General features: G+C 71.0%; 14 protein-coding genes. 10 read left to right on the top strand and 4 right to left on the bottom strand.

Annotated elements, in window-relative coordinates; all coding sequences use genetic code 11:
* The first annotated feature begins 198 nt into the window (after positions 1–198).
* From ACFYWY_RS26080 to ACFYWY_RS26035, 10 genes are all read left to right on the top strand, one after another.
* Positions 199–828 carry a hypothetical protein gene (locus ACFYWY_RS26080; protein ID WP_389190437.1) on the top strand — a complete coding sequence of 210 codons (630 nt, stop codon included), beginning with the start codon at positions 199–201 and terminating at the stop codon, positions 826–828.
* The gene (locus ACFYWY_RS26075) at positions 825–1010 is read left to right on the top strand and encodes a hypothetical protein (protein ID WP_389190436.1); all 186 of its coding nucleotides are present in this window, start codon (positions 825–827) and stop codon (positions 1008–1010) included. Before ACFYWY_RS26080 ends, ACFYWY_RS26075 begins: the two co-directional genes overlap by 4 nt.
* Before the next feature lie 1316 nt (positions 1011–2326).
* On the top strand, positions 2327–3334 hold the full coding sequence (gene mvk, locus ACFYWY_RS26070) for a mevalonate kinase (protein ID WP_389190435.1): 1008 nt from the start codon (positions 2327–2329) through the stop codon (positions 3332–3334).
* Positions 3324–4376: a diphosphomevalonate decarboxylase gene (mvaD, locus tag ACFYWY_RS26065; protein ID WP_389190434.1), complete on the top strand. Its 1053-nt coding sequence runs from the start codon at positions 3324–3326 to the stop codon at positions 4374–4376. Before mvk ends, mvaD begins: the two co-directional genes overlap by 11 nt.
* The gene (locus ACFYWY_RS26060) at positions 4373–5527 is read left to right on the top strand and encodes a phosphomevalonate kinase (RefSeq protein ID WP_389190433.1); all 1155 of its coding nucleotides are present in this window, start codon (positions 4373–4375) and stop codon (positions 5525–5527) included. The genes mvaD and ACFYWY_RS26060 overlap by 4 nt, the downstream gene beginning before the upstream one ends.
* Positions 5524–6615: a type 2 isopentenyl-diphosphate Delta-isomerase gene (gene fni, locus ACFYWY_RS26055; RefSeq protein WP_389190432.1), complete on the top strand. Its 1092-nt coding sequence runs from the start codon at positions 5524–5526 to the stop codon at positions 6613–6615. The genes ACFYWY_RS26060 and fni overlap by 4 nt, the downstream gene beginning before the upstream one ends.
* Positions 6612–7673 (top strand): hydroxymethylglutaryl-CoA reductase, encoded by a 1062-nt coding sequence (locus tag ACFYWY_RS26050; protein ID WP_389190431.1) that lies wholly within the window; start codon positions 6612–6614, stop codon positions 7671–7673. Before fni ends, ACFYWY_RS26050 begins: the two co-directional genes overlap by 4 nt.
* A gap of 3 nt (positions 7674–7676) precedes the next feature.
* The gene (locus tag ACFYWY_RS26045; RefSeq protein WP_389190430.1) at positions 7677–8846 is read left to right on the top strand and encodes a hydroxymethylglutaryl-CoA synthase; all 1170 of its coding nucleotides are present in this window, start codon (positions 7677–7679) and stop codon (positions 8844–8846) included.
* A 134-nt stretch (positions 8847–8980) separates the two neighbouring features.
* Positions 8981–9958, top strand: a complete 978-nt coding sequence (locus tag ACFYWY_RS26040; RefSeq protein WP_389190429.1) for a 3-oxoacyl-ACP synthase III family protein — start codon at positions 8981–8983, stop codon at positions 9956–9958.
* Between the two features lie 351 nt (positions 9959–10309).
* Positions 10310–10900, top strand: coding sequence for a malonic semialdehyde reductase (locus tag ACFYWY_RS26035; RefSeq protein WP_389190428.1), 591 nt, complete (start codon positions 10310–10312; stop codon positions 10898–10900).
* Between the two features lie 61 nt (positions 10901–10961).
* Here ACFYWY_RS26035 and ACFYWY_RS26030 read toward each other — a convergent pair whose 3' ends face one another.
* The 4 genes from ACFYWY_RS26030 to ACFYWY_RS26015 all read right to left on the bottom strand — a co-directional run bounded on the left by ACFYWY_RS26030 (position 10962) and on the right by ACFYWY_RS26015 (position 17280).
* A complete protein-coding gene (locus ACFYWY_RS26030) occupies positions 10962–11282 on the bottom strand; it encodes a DUF6059 family protein (RefSeq protein WP_389190427.1) in 321 nt (106 codons plus the stop codon).
* 125 nt (positions 11283–11407) lie between these two features.
* The gene (locus ACFYWY_RS26025) at positions 11408–14773 is read right to left on the bottom strand and encodes a condensation domain-containing protein (RefSeq protein ID WP_389190426.1); all 3366 of its coding nucleotides are present in this window, start codon (positions 14771–14773) and stop codon (positions 11408–11410) included.
* A gap of 705 nt (positions 14774–15478) precedes the next feature.
* Positions 15479–16432: an aromatase/cyclase gene (locus tag ACFYWY_RS26020; protein ID WP_389190425.1), complete on the bottom strand. Its 954-nt coding sequence runs from the start codon at positions 16430–16432 to the stop codon at positions 15479–15481.
* Between the two features lie 95 nt (positions 16433–16527).
* On the bottom strand, positions 16528–17280 hold the full coding sequence (locus ACFYWY_RS26015; protein ID WP_389190424.1) for a thioesterase II family protein: 753 nt from the start codon (positions 17278–17280) through the stop codon (positions 16528–16530).
* Positions 17281–17323: the final 43 nt, after the last annotated feature.

Genomic DNA, 17323 nt, shown 5'->3' with positions numbered 1-17323 from the left:
GGTCGGTGTAATTGGACTGCTCGCCGGGACTCGAACAGCCTTACCGGACCAGGACACCAGAGCGGATGTGGAATTCCCCTGCAGACACGGTCGACCACGGACAGGAAAAGAACTGAATTAACTGCCGCAATCGGCACGGGAAATCCATGCGTTTTACAGCGGTTGCGGGGCGAGCCGCCGCCTCATGAAGGAGCTTCGATGAAGTTTCACCCATGCCCGAGAAGCCACACTCAGGAAAGCCGCGCCGCCGCCGGGTCCATCCTCTGCGCTGCCTGCATCAGGCGGGCGGAACGCAGCCTGCGCGCACTCCCTGGCCTCCACCAGGAATGCCTGCACCAGGTTTCGCCGACATCCAGGCAAACAAACCCGACAAAAGTTTCGGGAAGTCGAAAACTGGATTACCTGGACATCTCGGCACTCGACACCCGTCATAACATTTTCGCCATTCTCGAGTCATGGTCGGGAATGGTCGTGGAAAAGCTCGGAACCACGGCCCCGCCTCGTACCGTGCCCCACTTGGCGCGATTTCTCACGCTGCACCTGGAGTGGCTCACCGCCCAGTCCCCCGCGGTCGACTTTGCGGACGAAATCGAGAGTCTCGTCGTTGAATTGCGCCAGACGATCGATCCCGACCCAAGTGATCTCCACACGCTCATCAGAAAATGCGTCGTGGACAACTGCCCCGGGACGATCAGCGCCTCACCCCAGAGCAGCGGGAGTGCGGGAAGCAGCAGCATCACCTGCTCTTCAGGGCATTCATGGGAAATATGCGAGTGGCTCACCCTCAGGGAACTCATGGAGCGGCGGCGAAAGGGTGTCACCGCATGATCAAACCACCGAGCCACAGGCTCGTCCCCACCAAAGTGGCCGCACTCGCCGTGGGTGTGTCCGAAGCGACCATCCGCAAGTGGGTAAGCCGCGGGAAGATAACGCGCTACGGCGCACCTCACCGTCGCTCGGAGTTCGACATCGAGGAACTCACGGAGATCGCCCGGCAGCGTCGGCCCTGACCCGACGCCACGGGCGTGCGGCCGCGGCAGGGCCCGGTCTTCGCGATGCCCCGGCAGAGCGCCGGAGCCCCACGTGCCTTCCGACGGCCGTCCACCGGCCTTCTCGCTGCGGGCCAGGCCGCTGACGGCGGCCCGGGACACGGGGCCAGCGGCCTCTGTCCGGGCTGACGATGCGGCCGAGCACCGGCTCTCCGCGCCCGGCCGGGCCACCCCCGACGCGTTCCGCTCGCAGGCGCCGCCCCCGCGATGCCGCCCGCATCGCCGTCGAACCCGCCGGTGAGACCGTCGTCGAACGCCGCCGGATGCGCGACCGGCTCAGCCGCGGCAGCCGCGGCGCTCCACCCCAGTTCACCGCCGCGCGGAGGCCGCCTCAGTGCCCCGCGTCGGCCCGGACGGTCCCGGGCGCGACCGTCCCACGTCCCGGGTGGCAGGGTGAGGACTGGAAGGCCTTGGTGTCGCTGGTATTCCCGCCCGTCAGGGCGAAGGCGAGCGGCGGGCCGGCCTCTTTGCATGCCCCCTTTTTTGGGCCCCGGCGGCGCGCCGGCGGGCGCGGACGACGATGGAGCCGGCCCATACCGGCCAGCCGAAGTCCCCCCAGCCGCCTCGGCGTTCGCCCGGGCGGCCCGCAGTATCCGCCCGAAGGCGCCCCTCCCGGTGCGATGCGCGACTCGACCCCGCCTGGAGTGACGCAGGTCACTTCGGAGCGCTGTTGGCGTGAGGGCACCCCCGTGTCACTATTTACCCACGTCTACCCTGCCCAAAAGTTGCTGCGAGGCAGTGGATCGCGTGTCGTGCCCGCCCCTCTGCGCGAGACAGACCGGATCCGTGCGCGTACGGCACCAGCCTCCTTCCGCATCCGATCAATCGCTTGCCCGGGGTGCCTCGATGCCCAACCGACGCGGCATACGACGGTCTTGCCACGCGTAGGCAAAACCGTCCCGATGCTCACGAAAGCCAACTCGGCCTCCAGCGCCGGCGCATGTGGGGCCAGGGGCGTGGATGCCTTCGCTGACGTAGCGCCGGCAGTCTCGATACCCGGCCGACGAAGCTCCCTGTTGCGTGCGGCGGTTGACGCTCCGTGCCATCGCAGAGGCAGCGTCGCGTGACGGCTTGCCGTTCATCCGGAGCGGCCGTATCCGCAAGAGCAGCGTGCCCTTGGGGATACGGCCGCATCTGACGTCCTGTGACGTCCTGCTGCATTCCTTTTCAGAACTCCGGACCATGCGATCCCCATGACCATGTGATCTCCATGACCATGCGATCTCCATCCCAATGACGGGATCTCCATGCAGAAAAGACAAAGGGAGCTGAGTGCGTTGACTCTGCCGACCTCAGTGGAGGGGGCATCAGAAAGCCACCGGGCCCGCTCGGTCGGCACCGGTCGCGCCCATGCCAAGGCCATCCTGCTGGGGGAGCATGCGGTCGTCTACGGAGCTCCGGCGCTCGCTCTTCCGATTCCGCAGCTCACGGTCACGGCAAGCGCCGGGTGGTCTTCCCACACCTCCGACAATCAGGGCGACTTGTCCTTCACGATGACCGGTTCCCCGTCGAGGGCGATGGTGACGCAAGCCTCCGACGGTATGCGCCGGCTGACCGCAGAATTCAAGGCGAGAATGGGCGTGGCAGGCGGGCCGCACCTCGACGTGATCCTTGACGGTGCGATCCCGCCCGGCCGGGGGCTCGGCTCCAGCGCGGCGACCTCGCGCGCGATCGCCTTCGCCCTTGCCGATCTCTTCGGCCGCGAACTGACGGAGAGCACGGCGTTCGACCTGGTGCAAACGGCCGAGAACATGGCGCATGGCCGGGCCAGCGGCGTCGATGCCATGGCCGTCGGCGCGTCCCGCCCGCTGCTGTTCCAGGCGGGCCAGACCCGGGAACTGAGCATCGGCTGCGACGGCTTGTTCATCATCGCGGACAGTGGCGTCGCGGGCAGCACCAAAGAAGCGGTCGAGTTGTTGAGTGCGGGATTCCAGCGCCATGCCGGAGCGCAGGAGAGGTTCGTGCGCCGTGCGTCGGAGCTGACGGAGGCGGCCAGGCAGGCCCTCGCCGACGGCAGGCCGAAGGAACTCGGCGCGCGGCTCACGGACTACCACGAACTTCTCCTTGCGGCCGGACTCAGTACCGACCAGATAGACGCACTGGTCGCGGCCGCGCTCAGGGCAGGCAGCCTCGGAGCCAAGGTCACCGGAGGCGGCCTGGGCGGCTGTGTGATCGCACTGACCCAGCCGGAGCATGCCCGGGAGGTCACCCGGCAGTTGCACGAAGCCGGCGCCGTACAGACGTGGGTCGTACCGCTGAAGGGGCTCGACAACCATGCGCCGTGAACACCCGACCACTGTGGTGCGACCGCTGGAGCAGGGCTCCGCAGGAAGTGCCACCGCCGTCGCGCACCCGAACATCGCGCTGATCAAGTACTGGGGCAAGCGCGATGAGCGGCTTGTCCTTCCCTGGACCGACAGCCTGTCGATGACGTTGGACATCTTTCCGACGACCACCCGGGTCCGGCTCGATCCCGAGGCCGGGCACGACGAGGCGACGCTGGGCGGCGTGCCCGCGACGGGCGAGGCACAGCGACGCATCACCGCGTTCCTGGAGCTGGTGCGGGACATGGCCGGGCTCCCCCAGCGGGCCGTCGTGGACACCAGGAACACCGTTCCCACGGGGGCGGGCCTGGCGTCCTCCGCCAGTGGGTTCGCCGCCCTCGCCGTCGCCGCCGCCGCCGCGTACGGGCTCGATCTCGACGCCACCGAACTGTCCCGCCTGGCCCGGCGCGGGTCCGGGTCGGCGTCGCGGTCGGTCTTCGGTGGTTTCGCCCTCTGGCACGCCGGCCGGGACACCGGCACGGCCACGGACGCGGACCTCAGCTCGTACGCCGAGCCGGTGCCCGCGGCAGCCATCGACCCCGCGCTGGTCATCGCCGTGGTCAACGCGGGGCCCAAGGCCGTCTCCAGCCGTGAGGCCATGCGCCGGACCGTCGATACGTCGCCGCTGTACCAGCCGTGGGCCGCCTCCAGCAAGGACGACCTGGCGGACATGCGGGCGGCGCTGCGGCGGGGGGACCTCGACGCGGTGGGGGAGATCGCGGAGCGCAACGCGCTCGGCATGCACGCGACCATGCTGGCGGCGCGCCCTGCGGTGCGGTACCTGTCGTCGGCCACGGTCACCGTGCTCGACAGCGTGCTGCAGCTCAGGCGGGAGGGAGTGGCGGCCTACGCGACCATGGACGCCGGGCCGAACGTGAAGGTGCTCTGCCGTCGTAGGGATGCGCAGCGGGTGGCCGAGGTCGTCCGCGGCGCCGTCCCGCAGGGCACGGTTCTCGTCGCCGGGCCGGGGCCCGGCGCCCGCTTGCTGAACGAGGGCGGATGATGACGCCTCAGCGCACGGTTGTCCGCCATGCGCCGGGCAAGTTGTTCGTCGCGGGCGAGTACGCGGTGGTGGAGCCCGGGAACCCGGCGATCCTGGTGGCGGTCGACCGACAGGTCACCGTCACCGTGTCCGGCACCGGCTCCGGCTCCGGCTCCGGCTCCGGCTCCGGCTCCGGCGAAGCCGGCGTCGTGATCTCCTCCGACCTCGGTCCTCAGTCGGTGCGATGGCGTTGGCACGACGGCGGGCTCGTCGTCTGCGGCGCGGACGACGAGCGGCGGGCGCGCGGCGCCCTGGCCCACGTGGTGTCGGCGATCGAGGTCGTGGGCCGGCTGCTGGCCGGACGCGGCCTGCCCGTTCCCGCGCTGAGCGTCTCGGTCAGCAGCCGCCTGCACGAGGGCGGCAGGAAGTTCGGTCTGGGTTCCAGTGGCGCGGTGACCGTGGCGACCGTGGCGGCCGTCGCGGCCTTCTGCGCACTGGAGCTGTCGCCCGACACCCGGTTCCGCCTGGCCATGCTCGCCACGGCCCGGATCGACCCCAAAGGCTCCGGCGGTGATCTCGCCGCCAGTACGTGGGGCGGCTGGATCGCGTATCAGGCGCCCGACCGGGCCTTCGTGCTCGACCTGGCCCGCCGCCGGGGTGTCGAGGAAGTGCTGCGCACACCCTGGCCCGGTTTCGAGGTACGCCGGCTGCCGCCGCCGGCCGGCCTGTGCCTGGAGGTCGGCTGGACCGGAAAACCGGCCTCCACCGCGTCCCTCGTGTCCGGCCTGCACCGGCGGAACTGGCGGGGCAGCGCCTCGCACCAGAAGTTCGTGCAGGCCACCACCGACGTGGTACGCGCCTCGATCACGGCGCTCGAGGCAGGCGACGGCCCGGGCCTGCTGCACCAGATCCGGCGGGCCCGGCAGGAGTTGGCCCGCCTGGACGACGAGGTCGGCCTCGGCATCTTCACGGCCGAGCTGACGGCGCTGTGCGACGCCGCCGAGGGCGTCGGCGGTGCGGCCAAGCCCTCGGGGGCAGGGGGCGGCGACTGCGGCATCGCGCTGCTGGACGCACAGGCTCCGCACGACATCTCGCAGGTACGGCAACGGTGGGCCGCGGCCGGGGTGCTGCCCCTGCCCATCCGTCCCGCCATGGAAGGGATCGAGGAATGAGCGCTCAACGCAAGGACGACCACGTCCGGCTCGCCATCGAGCAGCAGCACACACGCAGCGGAATCAACGAGTTCGACGAGGTGTCGTTCGTCCACCACGCCCTGGCCGGCATCGACCGGCCGGATGTGTCCCTGGCCACGGCCTTCGCCGGGATCTCCTGGCAGGCGCCGCTCTACATCAACGCGATGACCGGCGGCAGCGTCAACACCGGTGTCATCAACCGGGACCTGGCCATCGCCGCCCGTGAGACCGGCGTGCCCATCGCGTCGGGATCCCTGAACGCCTACTTCAAGGACCCCTCGTGCGCCGACACGTTCCGCGTACTGCGCCAGGAGAACCCGGACGGGTTCGTCATGGCGAACGTCAACGCGACGGCATCGGTCGACAACGCGCGGCGCGGCATCGACCTGCTGCAGGCCGACGCCCTGCAGATCCACCTCAACACGGCGCAGGAAACGGCGATGCCGGAGGGCGACCGGTCGTTCGCGTCCTGGGTCCCGCAGATCGAGAAGATCGCAGCGGCGGTCGACGTCCCTGTGATCGTCAAGGAGGTCGGCAACGGGCTGAGCCGTGAAACCGTCCTGACGCTGCAGAACCTGGGTGTGCGGGTGGCGGATGTCAGCGGCCGGGGCGGCACGGACTTCGCCCGCATCGAGAACGGCCGGCGGGAGCTCGCCGACTACGCCTTCCTGCACGGCTGGGGACAGTCCACCGCCGCCTGCCTGCTGGACGCGCAGGGCGTCGGCATCCCCGTACTCGCCTCCGGCGGCGTGCGCAACCCGCTCGATGCCGCCCGCGCGCTGGCACTGGGCGCCTGCGCCGTCGGAGCGTCCGGGGGATTTTTGCGCACACTGCTCGACGGCGGCGTACCGGCGCTGGTCGCGCAGATCACGACGTGGCTCGACCAGCTGACGGCACTGCAGACCATGCTCGGCGCGCGTACCCCCGCAGACCTCACGCGCTGCGATCTGCTGATCCACGGCGCCCTTCGTTCCTTCTGCGCCGACCGGGGCATCGAGACGCGGCGATTCGCCCAGCGTTCCAGCTCCCTCGAGGCCCTTAACGAGATGACGGGAAGCACACGATGACTGATGCACACGCGATAGCCGGGGTCCCGATGAAGTGGGTGGGGCCCCTTCGCATCTCGGGGAACATCGCCAGCATCGAGACCCAAGTACCGCTCGCCACCTACGAGTCGCCGCTGTGGCCCTCCGTGGGCCGTGGCGCGAAGTTGTCCATGCTGGCCGAGCAGGGCATCGTCGCCACCCTCGTCGACGAGCGGATGACGCGTTCGGTGCTCGTGGAGGCGACGGACGCGCCCACCGCGTATGCGGCCGCGCAGACCATCCATGCGCGGATCGACGAGCTTCGCGACGTGGTGCGCAGCTGCAGCAGGTACGCCGAGCTGATCGGCATCCGGCACGAGATCACGGCCAACCTGCTGTTCATCCGGTTCGAGTTCAGCACCGGCGACGCGTCCGGGCACAACATGGCGACGCTCGCGTCCGATGCGCTCCTGAAGCACCTGCTGCACAGTGTTCCGGGAATTTCCTACGGATCGATTTCGGGAAACTACTGCACGGACAAGAAGGCAACCGCGATCAACGGCATCCTCGGACGCGGCAAGAACGTGGTCACGGAGCTGCTCGTGCCGCGTGACCTGGTGTCCGATGTACTGCGCACGTCGGCCGCCAAGATAGTCGAGCTGAATATCCGCAAGAACCTGCTCGGGACCCTGCTCGCCGGCGGTATCCGCTCGGCGAACGCCCACTTCGCGAACATGCTGCTCGGGTTCTATCTGGCGACGGGCCAGGACGCGGCCAACATTGTCGAAGGATCACAGGGCGTCACGATGGCCGAGGACCGGGACGGCGACCTCTATTTCTCCTGCACGCTGCCGAACCTGATCGTGGGCACGGTGGGCAACGGCAAGGGCCTGGGGTTCGTGGAGACGAATCTGACCCGGCTCGGCTGCAGGGCCGAGCGTGCGCCCGGGGAGAACGCGCGCCGGCTCGCCGTCATCGCGGCGGCGACGGTGCTGTGCGGTGAACTCTCGCTGCTCGCGGCACAGACGAACCCGGGTGAACTCATGCGTGCGCACGTCCAGCTGGAACGCGACAACAAGACCGCAAAGGTTGGTGCATAGGGCATGTCCATCTCCATCGGAATTCACGATCTGTCGTTCGCGACAACCGAGTTCGTCCTGCCGCACACGGCACTCGCCGCATACAACGGCACCGAAATCGGCAAATACCATGTGGGCATCGGCCAGGAGTCGATGAGTGTTCCCGCCGCCGACGAGGACATCGTGACCATGGGCGCGGCTGCCGCCGCGCCCATCATCGCCCGGCACGGCACCGACCGGATACGGACGGTCGTGTTCGCGACGGAGTCGTCGATCGACCAGGCGAAGTCGGCCGGTGTGTACGTCCATTCACTGCTCGGGCTGCCGTCGGCCAGCCGGGTCGTCGAGCTGAAGCAGGCCTGCTACGGGGCGACGGCGGCCCTGCAGTTCGCCATCGGCCTCGTGCGGCGTGACCCCGCGCAGCAGGTCCTCGTGGTCGCCAGTGACGTCTCCAAGTACGAGCTGGACAGCCCCGGTGAGGCGACCCAGGGCGCGGCGGCGGTGGCCATGCTGGTCGGCGTGGGTCCCGCCCTGATGCGTATCGAGGATCCCTCCGGCCTGTTCACCGCCGACGTCATGGACTTTTGGCGGCCGAACTACCGTGAGGCCGCGCTGGTCGACGGGCAGGAGTCCATCAACGCCTATCTGCAGGCAGTCGAAGGCGCCTGGAAGGACTATGCGGAGCAGGACGGCCGCTCGGTCGACGAGTTCGCCGCGTTCTGCTACCACCAGCCGTTCACGAAGATGGCCTACAAGGCCCACCGCCACCTGCTGAATTACTGCGGGTACGACACCGGCAAGGACGACATCGCGCGCGCGCTGGGGCAGACCACGGCCTACAACAGCGTGATCGGCAACAGTTACACCGCGTCGCTGTACCTCGGCCTCGCCTCGTTGCTCGACCAGGCGGACGACCTGACCGGCCGGTCCATCGGCTTCCTCAGCTATGGCTCCGGCAGCGTCGCCGAGTTCTTCGCCGGGACCGTCGTCGCCAATTACCGGGAGCACCTGCGCACCGAGGAGAACCGCGAGGCGATCACCCGGCGCCGGCCTGTCGACTACGCCGGCTACCGCGCACTGCACGAGCGGTCCTTCCCGGCCGACGGCGGCGACCACCCCACCCCGTCGCAGACCACCGGGCCCTTCCGGCTGGCCGCGCTCAGCGGCCACAAGCGCATCTACGAGACGCGCTAGGGCGCGCGCCGTCCAGTCCCCCGGGTACGTGGGCAGCCTCGCCCGGGCTGCCCACGTACGGGTCAGTCAGGGCCGCGCAGCCGCCGGCCTCTTCGCACAGCGATTTCCCCACCACTGGAAGGGAGGGCCGCCGCATGAGCGATGTCAGGATCCTCGGTACAGGTGCCTATCTGCCGGACCGGGTCGTCTCCAATGATGAGGCCGGTGCGGTAGCCGGGGTCGACGACGCCTGGATCACCGGCAAGACCGCGATCCGGGAACGGCGCTGGGCCGCCGATCATCAGGCCACCTCGGATCTGGCCGCGGCCGCGGCGCGTGCCGCGCTGGAGTCGGCCGGCATCACCGCCGACCAGTTGGCCGTGATCGTGGTCGCCACCTCCACTCCGGACCGGCCCCAGCCGCCCACAGCCGTCTATGTCCAGCAGCACCTGGGTGCGGTCGGCGCGGCGGCGTTCGACGTCAACGCGGTCTGTTCCGGCGTGGTCTTCGCGCTGTCGGCGGCCGAGGGCGTGCTCGCCAGGAGCGGCGGCCATGCGCTGGTCATCGGTGCGGACCTGTACTCGCGCATCCTGAACCGGGCCGACCGCAAGACGGTCGTCCTGTTCGGAGACGGTGCCGGCGCGCTGGTCCTGGGCCCCGCCCGGGAGGGCTCGCGCGTCCGGCATGTCGCACTGCACTCGTTCGGTGAGTCCTCGGGCCTGATCGAGGTGCCCGCCGGCGGCAGCCGGCTGCCGTTGGACCAGGACGCCCTCGAGGCCGGCCTGCAGTACTTCGCGATGGACGGGCGAGCGGTGCGCCGCTTCGTCGTGGACCATCTGCCGCAGCTGGCCAAACAGTTCCTCCACGAGGCCGGTGTCGTACCCGACGACATCAGCCACTTCGTCCCGCATCAGGCCAACGGTGTCATGCTCGACGCCGTCTTCCCGGAGTTGGCCCTGTCCCGCGCCACCATGCACTGGACGCTGACGCAGTACGCCAACACGGGAGCCGCCTCCGTCCCGATCACCCTGGACGCGGCCGCCCGCGCGGGTGCTTTCCGCCCGGGCGACCTGATCCTGGTAGCCGGCTTCGGCGGCGGAATGGCAGCGGGTTTCGCGCTGATCGAATGGTGAGGGGAGAACTCGGGTATCTCCGTCTTCTGCGCGCGCGCAGCACCGACCGGTGACCCGCTGACCATGCTGTCGTTGGCCGCCCCGATCATGCTCCGCTGCGTCGTCGCGCTGGGCATCTGCCTGCTGAAGGACAGATGCCGCGCCCGCAACGACCCCGGCGCCGGGCCCGACGGCGAAGCGTCCGTCCTCGTACCTCGCCCCGAGGGATGGTCTTCGCGGCCGGCCGCTCGATGACCGCGGCTGGGCAGAGCACGCAGGGCGTGCAGCGCATGAAGCCCGCCGGACGCGGCCCGGCGAGCCACCAGCGGTTCGTCCGCGCCCGACACCGCCCCTACCAGGAAGGCTGCACCCATGTCGCTTGTCCTTGACGCCGCCGCCCAGGACCTCTTGTTCCGCCAGGCCCGTACCGCCAACACGTTCACCGACGAGCCGGTGACCGAGGAGCAGATCCGGGCGATCTACGACCTGGTCAAGTACGGTCCGACCGCGTTCAATCAGTCGCCGCTGCGCATCACCCTGGTCCGCTCCCCCCAGGCCCGCGAACGCCTGGTCCAGCACATGGCCGAGGGCAACCGCCAAAAGACCGCCGCCGCCCCGCTGGTCGCGGTGCTCTGCACGGACAACGAGTTCCACGAGGAACTGCCCAGGCTTCTCCCGCACTTCCCGCAGGCCAAGGACATGTTCTACGCCCAGCGCCCGGTCCGCGAACGGTCCGCGCTGCTCAACGGCGCGCTGCAGGCCGCGTACTTCATCGTCGGCGTCCGCGCCGCCGGCCTGGCCGCAGGACCGATGAACGGCTTCGACGCCGCCGGCGTCCAAAAGGAGTTCCTCGACGACGACCACACCCCGCTGATGGTCGTCAACATCGGCAAGCCGGGCGAGAACGCCTCCCTCCCGCGCTCCCCGCGCCTGGACGTCGACGAGGTCGTCACCACCGTCTGATGTCCCGGGCCGGCAGCCGGTGCGCGCGTGAACGTGGTCGTGGGCCGGCTCGGGTCGGGGGTCAGGCGCCGTCGGGAGCCTGCCGTCCGGCGTCGTACGCCGGCCACAGCTCACGGGCGAGCAGCCGTTCCGTCTCGGAGAGCGCAAGGTCCTCGCGCAGTTGTTCGGGGTGGGCGGGCGGCGGCCCTGCAGGCCCCGGCAGCTGCGGCTGGCGGGCGTAGCGCGCGAAGGGACCCTCGTGCGGGGCCGACGAGGACGCCGTCAGCTCGTGAAAGACCGCGGGGCCGCTGTACATGGACCCGAAGGCCACGAGGGACCGCCACAGCGGGCGCAGGCAGTAGTGCGCCAGCGCCTGCCGGCCGCCGTACAACAACCGTTTCATGACCGCCTCTCCGCACCTTCGCCGCGGCTTCCCCCAGAGGCTGCCAAGGTCCACTCGCGGACCGGTCGAGGATGCCCGTGCTGCGGCTGCGCTGGGGACATCAGTCGATGCCGCGCCTGTCGGCTTCAGGTGGCCGGTCCGGTGGCGGCCCGCAGGGCCCCGGCCAGATTGCGGGCCCGCTCCCCCTCGTCCGCAGCCGCACCGGCGAGCACCACCCGCGGCGGGTGGCCCCCGTCCGCCGCGATGCGCCGGGCGATGTCGCAGGCGAGGGCGCCGGCGCCGGAGAATCCGGCGAGCAGCAGGGACCGGCCGGTGCCGAGCGCTGCCAGGACGGGCTGCGCACCGTCGGTGTCGGGGCCGGTGGTGAGCACCAGCAGTTCCTGGGGGCCCCGATAGGTGCGGGCCAGCAGGTCGTAGCAGGTTTCGGGCGCGCCGGGCGGCGGGATGAGACAGATTGTGCCCGCCTGGTCCTGGCGCGCCGCGCGCAGGGCGTGCAGCGGGGTGTCCCGGCCGGCCCTGGGGGCTTGGGCCATGGGTGGTACGGCACTGCCCTGGAGGAGTTTCAGGGCCTGCCCGACGGTGGTGGACTCGCCCGCCGACAAGGGGAGCGCACACAGCAGCATGGCGCTCTGCGCCAGCAGTTCAGAGGCCGCGTCCTCGTCGAGCAGGGCCCGGTCGTGGACCCCCGTGAGGACCAGGCCGCCCGCGCTGTCGTGGTGGGCGAGCAGCTCGATGGGGAGCACGGAGCGGGCCGGCAGGGTGCCGGGGAACTCGGCGTGGAGGCCGTGGGCGGCGAGTTCGGCCTGCAGGCCTTCCGCCGGATGCGGCGGGTCCTCGAACACGATGGCCGTGTCGGCGATGGCACCGCTGCGGCCCCAGGCCCTGATCCGGTCGGCGGGCACCCATTCGTAGGCGGCCATGTCCAGGGCGCGGTCGCGCAGTTGCCGCAGCAGGTGCGGCACGGTGCCCGCCGGATCGACCTCGACGGACATCGGCAGTGGATTGCGCAGCGGCCCCGCCATCCGGGCCGCGCCGTCGAGGGGTATGCCACGCCCCGGCACGCTCACCGCGAAACAGACCGGGGCCGGTCCGGTGGCGCCGCAGGCCCGGTAGATCAGCATGGCCCAGACGGCCTGCAGCACGCTGCTCTCTGCAGTGCCCCAGGTGCCCGCCCAGCGCGCCAGGCGGGTGGTCTCCACGGGGTCCAGGCGCAGCCGGGCACGGCCGATGCCCCTCAGGCCGGTGGTCCCGGCGGACCGGCCCGGTCTGGAGGCCGCACCGTCGGGCGGCGCGCTCGCCGCCCAGAACCCCCGGGCGGCCTCCAGGTCCTGGGCGGCGACCCAGGCCGTGTAGTCGCGCAGGTCGGGGCGGCGCTCACCGCCGGGCAGGGTGCCGCCTGCGAGATAGGCGCGGTAGAACTCGCGCAGCAGGAGGTGAGCGCTCCAGGTGTCGAGCAGGGCCCGGTGGTAGGTGAGCAGGATCCGGGTGGTTGCGAGGGTGCCGGCGGGCTGGGTCTGCTCCGTCTGAAGCAGCGTGAGGCGTAGCGCTGCGGGGCGGCACAGGTCGAAGCCACGCAGCCGGTCGCGCTCCAGGAGGGCGGACCAGTCGCCGTCGTGGAAGGACCGGCGGGTGATCTCGGGCGCGACCCGGTCGTGTACCACGAGCAGCGGTTCGGGGCCGGGGGTGAACGCGGTTCGCAGCACCGTCTCGCAGTTGAAGACAGACTGCCAGGAGGCGGTGAAGCGTTGGGTGTCGAGCGGGCCGCGCCAGAGCCATACGAGCTGCTCGACATGGTGTCCGGTGCCGGGTTGCGCATCGCCGCCGGTGCAGAGCGCCGACTGCTGGGGGGCGAGGGGGAAGGCAGGGGGGATCGGGGCGGCGGGCGCGTCGGCCAGTTTCCCCAGCAGTTCCCGCAGCAGGTGCTGCAGAGCGTCCACGGAGGTGTCGGTGATGCCTTCGGCGTGGTCGCTCACCCAGTCGAGACCGATGTGCAGCCTGCCGTCGACGATCTGGGCCCGCGCCTCGACGCGGTACGCGGGCCGGCGCGGTGCGCCGCTGGGCAGGGGCCGGGCCAAGCCGGGCAGCGGCCGGCCGGGGTCGTCCAGGGTCAAGCAGGCCTGGGCGGGCGTCAGTTCGCGCAGGGCACGGCGCAGCGAGGGATCGGGACTCCACTCGCGGCAGGCCCCGAAGCCCGCGCCGCCGCCGGCGCGGCCCGGGCAGGCGGCCAAGGGGCCTGCCAGAGCGCTCAGTTGAGCCAGGGGGTCGAGGCCGGGGTCCGGGGTGAGGTGGACCGGGTAGGGGTCGGTGAGCCGGCCCACCTGGTGGCGTAGGCTCTGGCGGCCGGTCCTGGGGTCGCTGCGTATGTCGAAGCCGACCTCGTCGGATCCCTGCCAGCGGGCGAGGGCCAGGGCGAACACACCGGTCAGCACCTGCCCGGTGGTCAGCGCGAGGCGCCGGGCCAGGTGGTGGGTGATCCGCTCGGTCAGGCACTGGTCCAGGGTGAAGCCGGTGTGCCGGACCTCGCCCGGGCCGGGGTTCCAGGCGTGTGCCGGGGCGACGTCGGGCCCGTCGCCCGGCCTGGTCACCCGGGCGGGCCGGTGGAAGCCTGCCGCCCGGGACCTGCGCTCGGCGACCAGGCTCCAGTGCTGGGCCTCGGCCGAGTCACGGGCCAGCTCCCGCAGTTCGGCGACCCAGGAGGCCAGGCGGTCCGGCACGGGCTGCGGCCGCGCCGGAGCCCGGTCGGCCACCGCGCCGAGGGCGGCGGTCAGGTCGTCGAGCAGGATGCGCCAGGACGCGGCGTCCACGGCGAGCTCATGGACGATGACGACGAGCCGGTGGGCACGCGGTCCGGCCGGACGGCGGTCTTTGGCGAGCAGGACCCGCAGCTGGACGCCGGTGTGCGCGTCAAGCGTGCGACCGGTCGAGGCCACGAGCGCGGCGAAGGCGGCCTCGTCGGTGAACTCCCCTTCCACCAGCGGGTCCTGGCCGCCATCGGCCCCCTCGACCGGCTCCGCGGTGCGCCAGCCGCCCGCGGCGTCGAGCCGGGAGCGCAACTGGGGGTGGGCGGCCACGACGGCGCGCAGTGCCCGGCGCAGCGTGCCCGTATCCAGGGGGGCCGCCGGTTTGATCAGCATCGCCTCGTAGGGGTGTTCTGTGTCCTGCGCGAGGGCCGCGCGCTGGGCGGGGGCCAGCGGGCGGTCCAGGGGCGGCGGCTGGGTGAGCCGATCGGCGATGCGGCCGAAGACGAAGGCGGCGGGCGCTCCCTGCGGTGCGGACAGGCGCAGCGTGTGGTGATCGGGGCCGTGCCGTAACAGCCGGTGCTGCCAGGCGGGCCGGCCCGGGTCACCGGCGGTCAGCTGGCCCAGGAGGTGTTCCAGTGCGACAGCGTCGAGCGGCCCGCGCAGCTCGAGGTCCCACGGCGCTGCGTACGGAGGGGACCCGGGGTCGACGACCACGGAGATCGGCGCCTTGGGGTAGCGGTGAACAGTCATGGTGTCCTGGGGGGTGCGGTCCGCTGCGGCGGGGGCCGGGTACTGCCGGGCCGTACTGCCTCTCCCCCATGGCGGCCTTGTGGCCTGCCTGGTCCGCAGCGGTCGGGGTGAGCACGCTAATGGCAGTACGCGCCCGAAGTCCGTTTTCCCTAGCGGGTATGCAGCGGTGTCCGAGCAGTGCCCGAGAACGGCCGGCGGCTGCGGGCGCGAACGAGCCGGTTTTCGAGGGCGAGAAGGCGCGCCGCAAGGGCCGGTGGGGGCGGTGGTGGAACGTTCAGGCGTCGTCTGCGCCGGATGCCGGAGGGTCGTGACCGGCCGGCGGCTGCGGGCTTCTTCGACGGCTCACTCTTAGGTCCGTTCACCGCGTCGGTGACGTCGGCGATCTCCTTGCGCAGGTCGAAACTGCTGCGGATCTCCTCGAGGCCCGGTTCGTCGCCGGCCGCCTGCTTGCGGATGAACGTCCCTGGATTCAGGTCCCCGAACTCGATGTCCTTGAATTCGGGGCCGAGTTCCTCGCGGAATTCCCGCTTGGCGCCGTCCGGGAAGGCACGGACCTATGGAACATCTTGCAGCTCCTTGCCGTCTCCCGGCGGGCAACAACGGCAGGCGGCACAGCAGAGCATGCTGCTGATTTCAGTTGATTCAGTCCGGGCCCGAAACCTGTCCACTCATGTTCCAGCAGCGCTTGGGACGGATGCGGGAGCGTCACAGCATGGGGACGGCGCTTTCCGCGTGCTGCTTGGTCAGGGTGAGCAGGGCCAGGCAGTTGCGGCCCAGCGCCGCACGCACATGGCGGCGGGCGTGTGCGAGGTCCGCGCCCTGGCCCAGCACCGCGGTGATGTTCTCCTCGCGCAGCACGACGCTCTGCTTCGCCGTGACGGTCACCCCCCTCTCGTCCGGGACGACGGACCATTCACCGGTGTGCGCCGCCAGCAGCGCAGGGGTCGCAATGTGCTTGTAGATGATGCGGCCCGCGTGCGGGAAGCAGATCCGCACCGATTCGGTGGTGTGCGAGCCGTTCTCGGTCCGCGTCTCCATGGTCATGCGCTGCACTCCGGGTGCGTCCTCGGTGAGGCCGACCCGGGTGACGTGCGGCACCAGCTGGGGCCAGTCCCCGGCCCGGTACAGGAAGTCGTAGACCAGCTCGGCGGGGCCCTTGATGCGCATCGAGTCCTCGAAGGACAGCACCAGTTCGTCCAGGCGTGTCCACCGCTCGGCGAAACTCTTCAGGTCGGCGAGCTGAGTACGGCTGATCAGGCCGGCGACCCGCTCCACCCACGCCGCGTCGTCGGGCAGGTCGTCGGTGACCGTATAGCCGTACTGCAGTTGCAGCTCGGTGTCGTGCGGGCCGTTGCCGCGGATGCTCAGGACGCCGGCCATCGAGCCCAGCGGGGGCGGGGGCAGTTCCTGGCGGAACACGATGCGGCGCTCCACCGGGTCCAGGTGCCGCCACGAGGTCCACGACTTCAGCTGCCCGTCCATGAGGGACCACATCCGCAGGCGCTCCCCCTCGCCGTTGAACTCCAGGCGCTCCACATGGACGCTCGGGGAGAAATAGAGCGGCAGCTTCGCCGTATCGGCAAGCACTGCGTAGACCACACCGGCGGGCGCGGCCACGCGTACGTGGTGCGTCGCTCTGTCGACGCGCTCACCAGACATCTGAACACCTCTACCTTCACATCGCGGGGGCCGGGACGCGAACCAAGTCCCCACGGCCGAATGGGAACCCGGATCGGGTGGCCTGAGCACGGGGATCAGCTGACGGGCGCCGGGTCCTTCAGGAGTCGGCGGGTGACGCGGCAGGCCCGGCCCAGGAGCCGGGGCAGTTCACGGCCGCCGCGTACGAACAAGTGGTGCCCCGGGGCGGTGCGCAACCAGGCCGGCCCCTCGGTCCACTGGCGCCAGCCGTCGGCTGCCGCGGGCGGGGCCGGCGGGTTGTCGCGCGAGGCGACGACGAGCACCGGGGTGGTGAGCGGACCGGCCGGGCAGGGCATGCGGGCCGCCTCGTGCAGGGCCTGGGCCAGTTCCAGGTCGGCGCGGAGCACCGGCAGCATGGCCCGGAGAAAGATCCCTTCGTCGCTGCTGGGCGGCACGGCGCCCCTGCCGCCAAGGACATGCAGCAGTTCCTCGTCCGTCGCCCCGCGGGCATCGGGCAGTTCGGGGGGCATGTGCGGCGGCAGGCAGGAGGCGACGGCGAGGAGCGCCGGGCCCGGCAGGCCCGCCTCGTGCAGGGCGCGCGTCACGGCGAGCGCGATCATCGCACCAAGACCATGCCCGTACAGGACGAACGGGCCGGGGTGCGGGTCGGTGAACAGGGGCAGCACATCGGCGAGCAGCGCCTCATGTGTGCTCACCCGGGGTTCGCTCCGGCGCTGTGTGCAGCCCGGCAGGAGGACCGGGACCGGCTCGACACCGGGTCCGACGCTCGCCGCCCAGTCGTCGAAGACGAAGACGCCCTCAGCGGAGTGTGCGAAACAGTGCAGTCGCACTGGCTGTTCGTCCGACATGGCATCCTCCTCTGCGTCCGCCCCCGGGGCCACGGGGCGGGGG

This window comes from Streptomyces sp. NPDC002870, assembly GCF_042888505.1.
Classification (GTDB): domain Bacteria; phylum Actinomycetota; class Actinomycetes; order Streptomycetales; family Streptomycetaceae; genus Streptomyces.
Note: the sequence above shows the minus strand (reverse complement) of the source record. Positions and strands in the feature narration are given on the sequence as shown.

Bases quoted from the DNA above. Each gene is read 5' to 3' on its own strand.
- ACFYWY_RS26080 (WP_389190437.1), top strand. From the start codon at position 199: ATGAAGTTTCACCCATGCCCGAGAAGCCACACTCAGGAAAGCCGCGCC.
- ACFYWY_RS26075 (WP_389190436.1), top strand. From the start codon at position 825: ATGATCAAACCACCGAGCCACAGGCTCGTCCCCACCAAAGTGGCCGCA.
- mvaD (WP_389190434.1), top strand. From the start codon at position 3,324: ATGCGCCGTGAACACCCGACCACTGTGGTGCGACCGCTGGAGCAGGGC.
- ACFYWY_RS26060 (WP_389190433.1), top strand. From the start codon at position 4,373: ATGATGACGCCTCAGCGCACGGTTGTCCGCCATGCGCCGGGCAAGTTG.
- fni (WP_389190432.1), top strand. From the start codon at position 5,524: ATGAGCGCTCAACGCAAGGACGACCACGTCCGGCTCGCCATCGAGCAG.
- ACFYWY_RS26050 (WP_389190431.1), top strand. From the start codon at position 6,612: ATGACTGATGCACACGCGATAGCCGGGGTCCCGATGAAGTGGGTGGGG.
- ACFYWY_RS26045 (WP_389190430.1), top strand. From the start codon at position 7,677: ATGTCCATCTCCATCGGAATTCACGATCTGTCGTTCGCGACAACCGAG.
- ACFYWY_RS26040 (WP_389190429.1), top strand. From the start codon at position 8,981: ATGAGCGATGTCAGGATCCTCGGTACAGGTGCCTATCTGCCGGACCGG.
- ACFYWY_RS26035 (WP_389190428.1), top strand. From the start codon at position 10,310: ATGTCGCTTGTCCTTGACGCCGCCGCCCAGGACCTCTTGTTCCGCCAG.
- ACFYWY_RS26030 (WP_389190427.1), bottom strand. From the start codon at position 11,282: ATGAAACGGTTGTTGTACGGCGGCCGGCAGGCGCTGGCGCACTACTGC.
- ACFYWY_RS26025 (WP_389190426.1), bottom strand. From the start codon at position 14,773: ATGACTGTTCACCGCTACCCCAAGGCGCCGATCTCCGTGGTCGTCGAC.
- ACFYWY_RS26020 (WP_389190425.1), bottom strand. From the start codon at position 16,432: ATGTCTGGTGAGCGCGTCGACAGAGCGACGCACCACGTACGCGTGGCC.
- ACFYWY_RS26015 (WP_389190424.1), bottom strand. From the start codon at position 17,280: ATGTCGGACGAACAGCCAGTGCGACTGCACTGTTTCGCACACTCCGCT.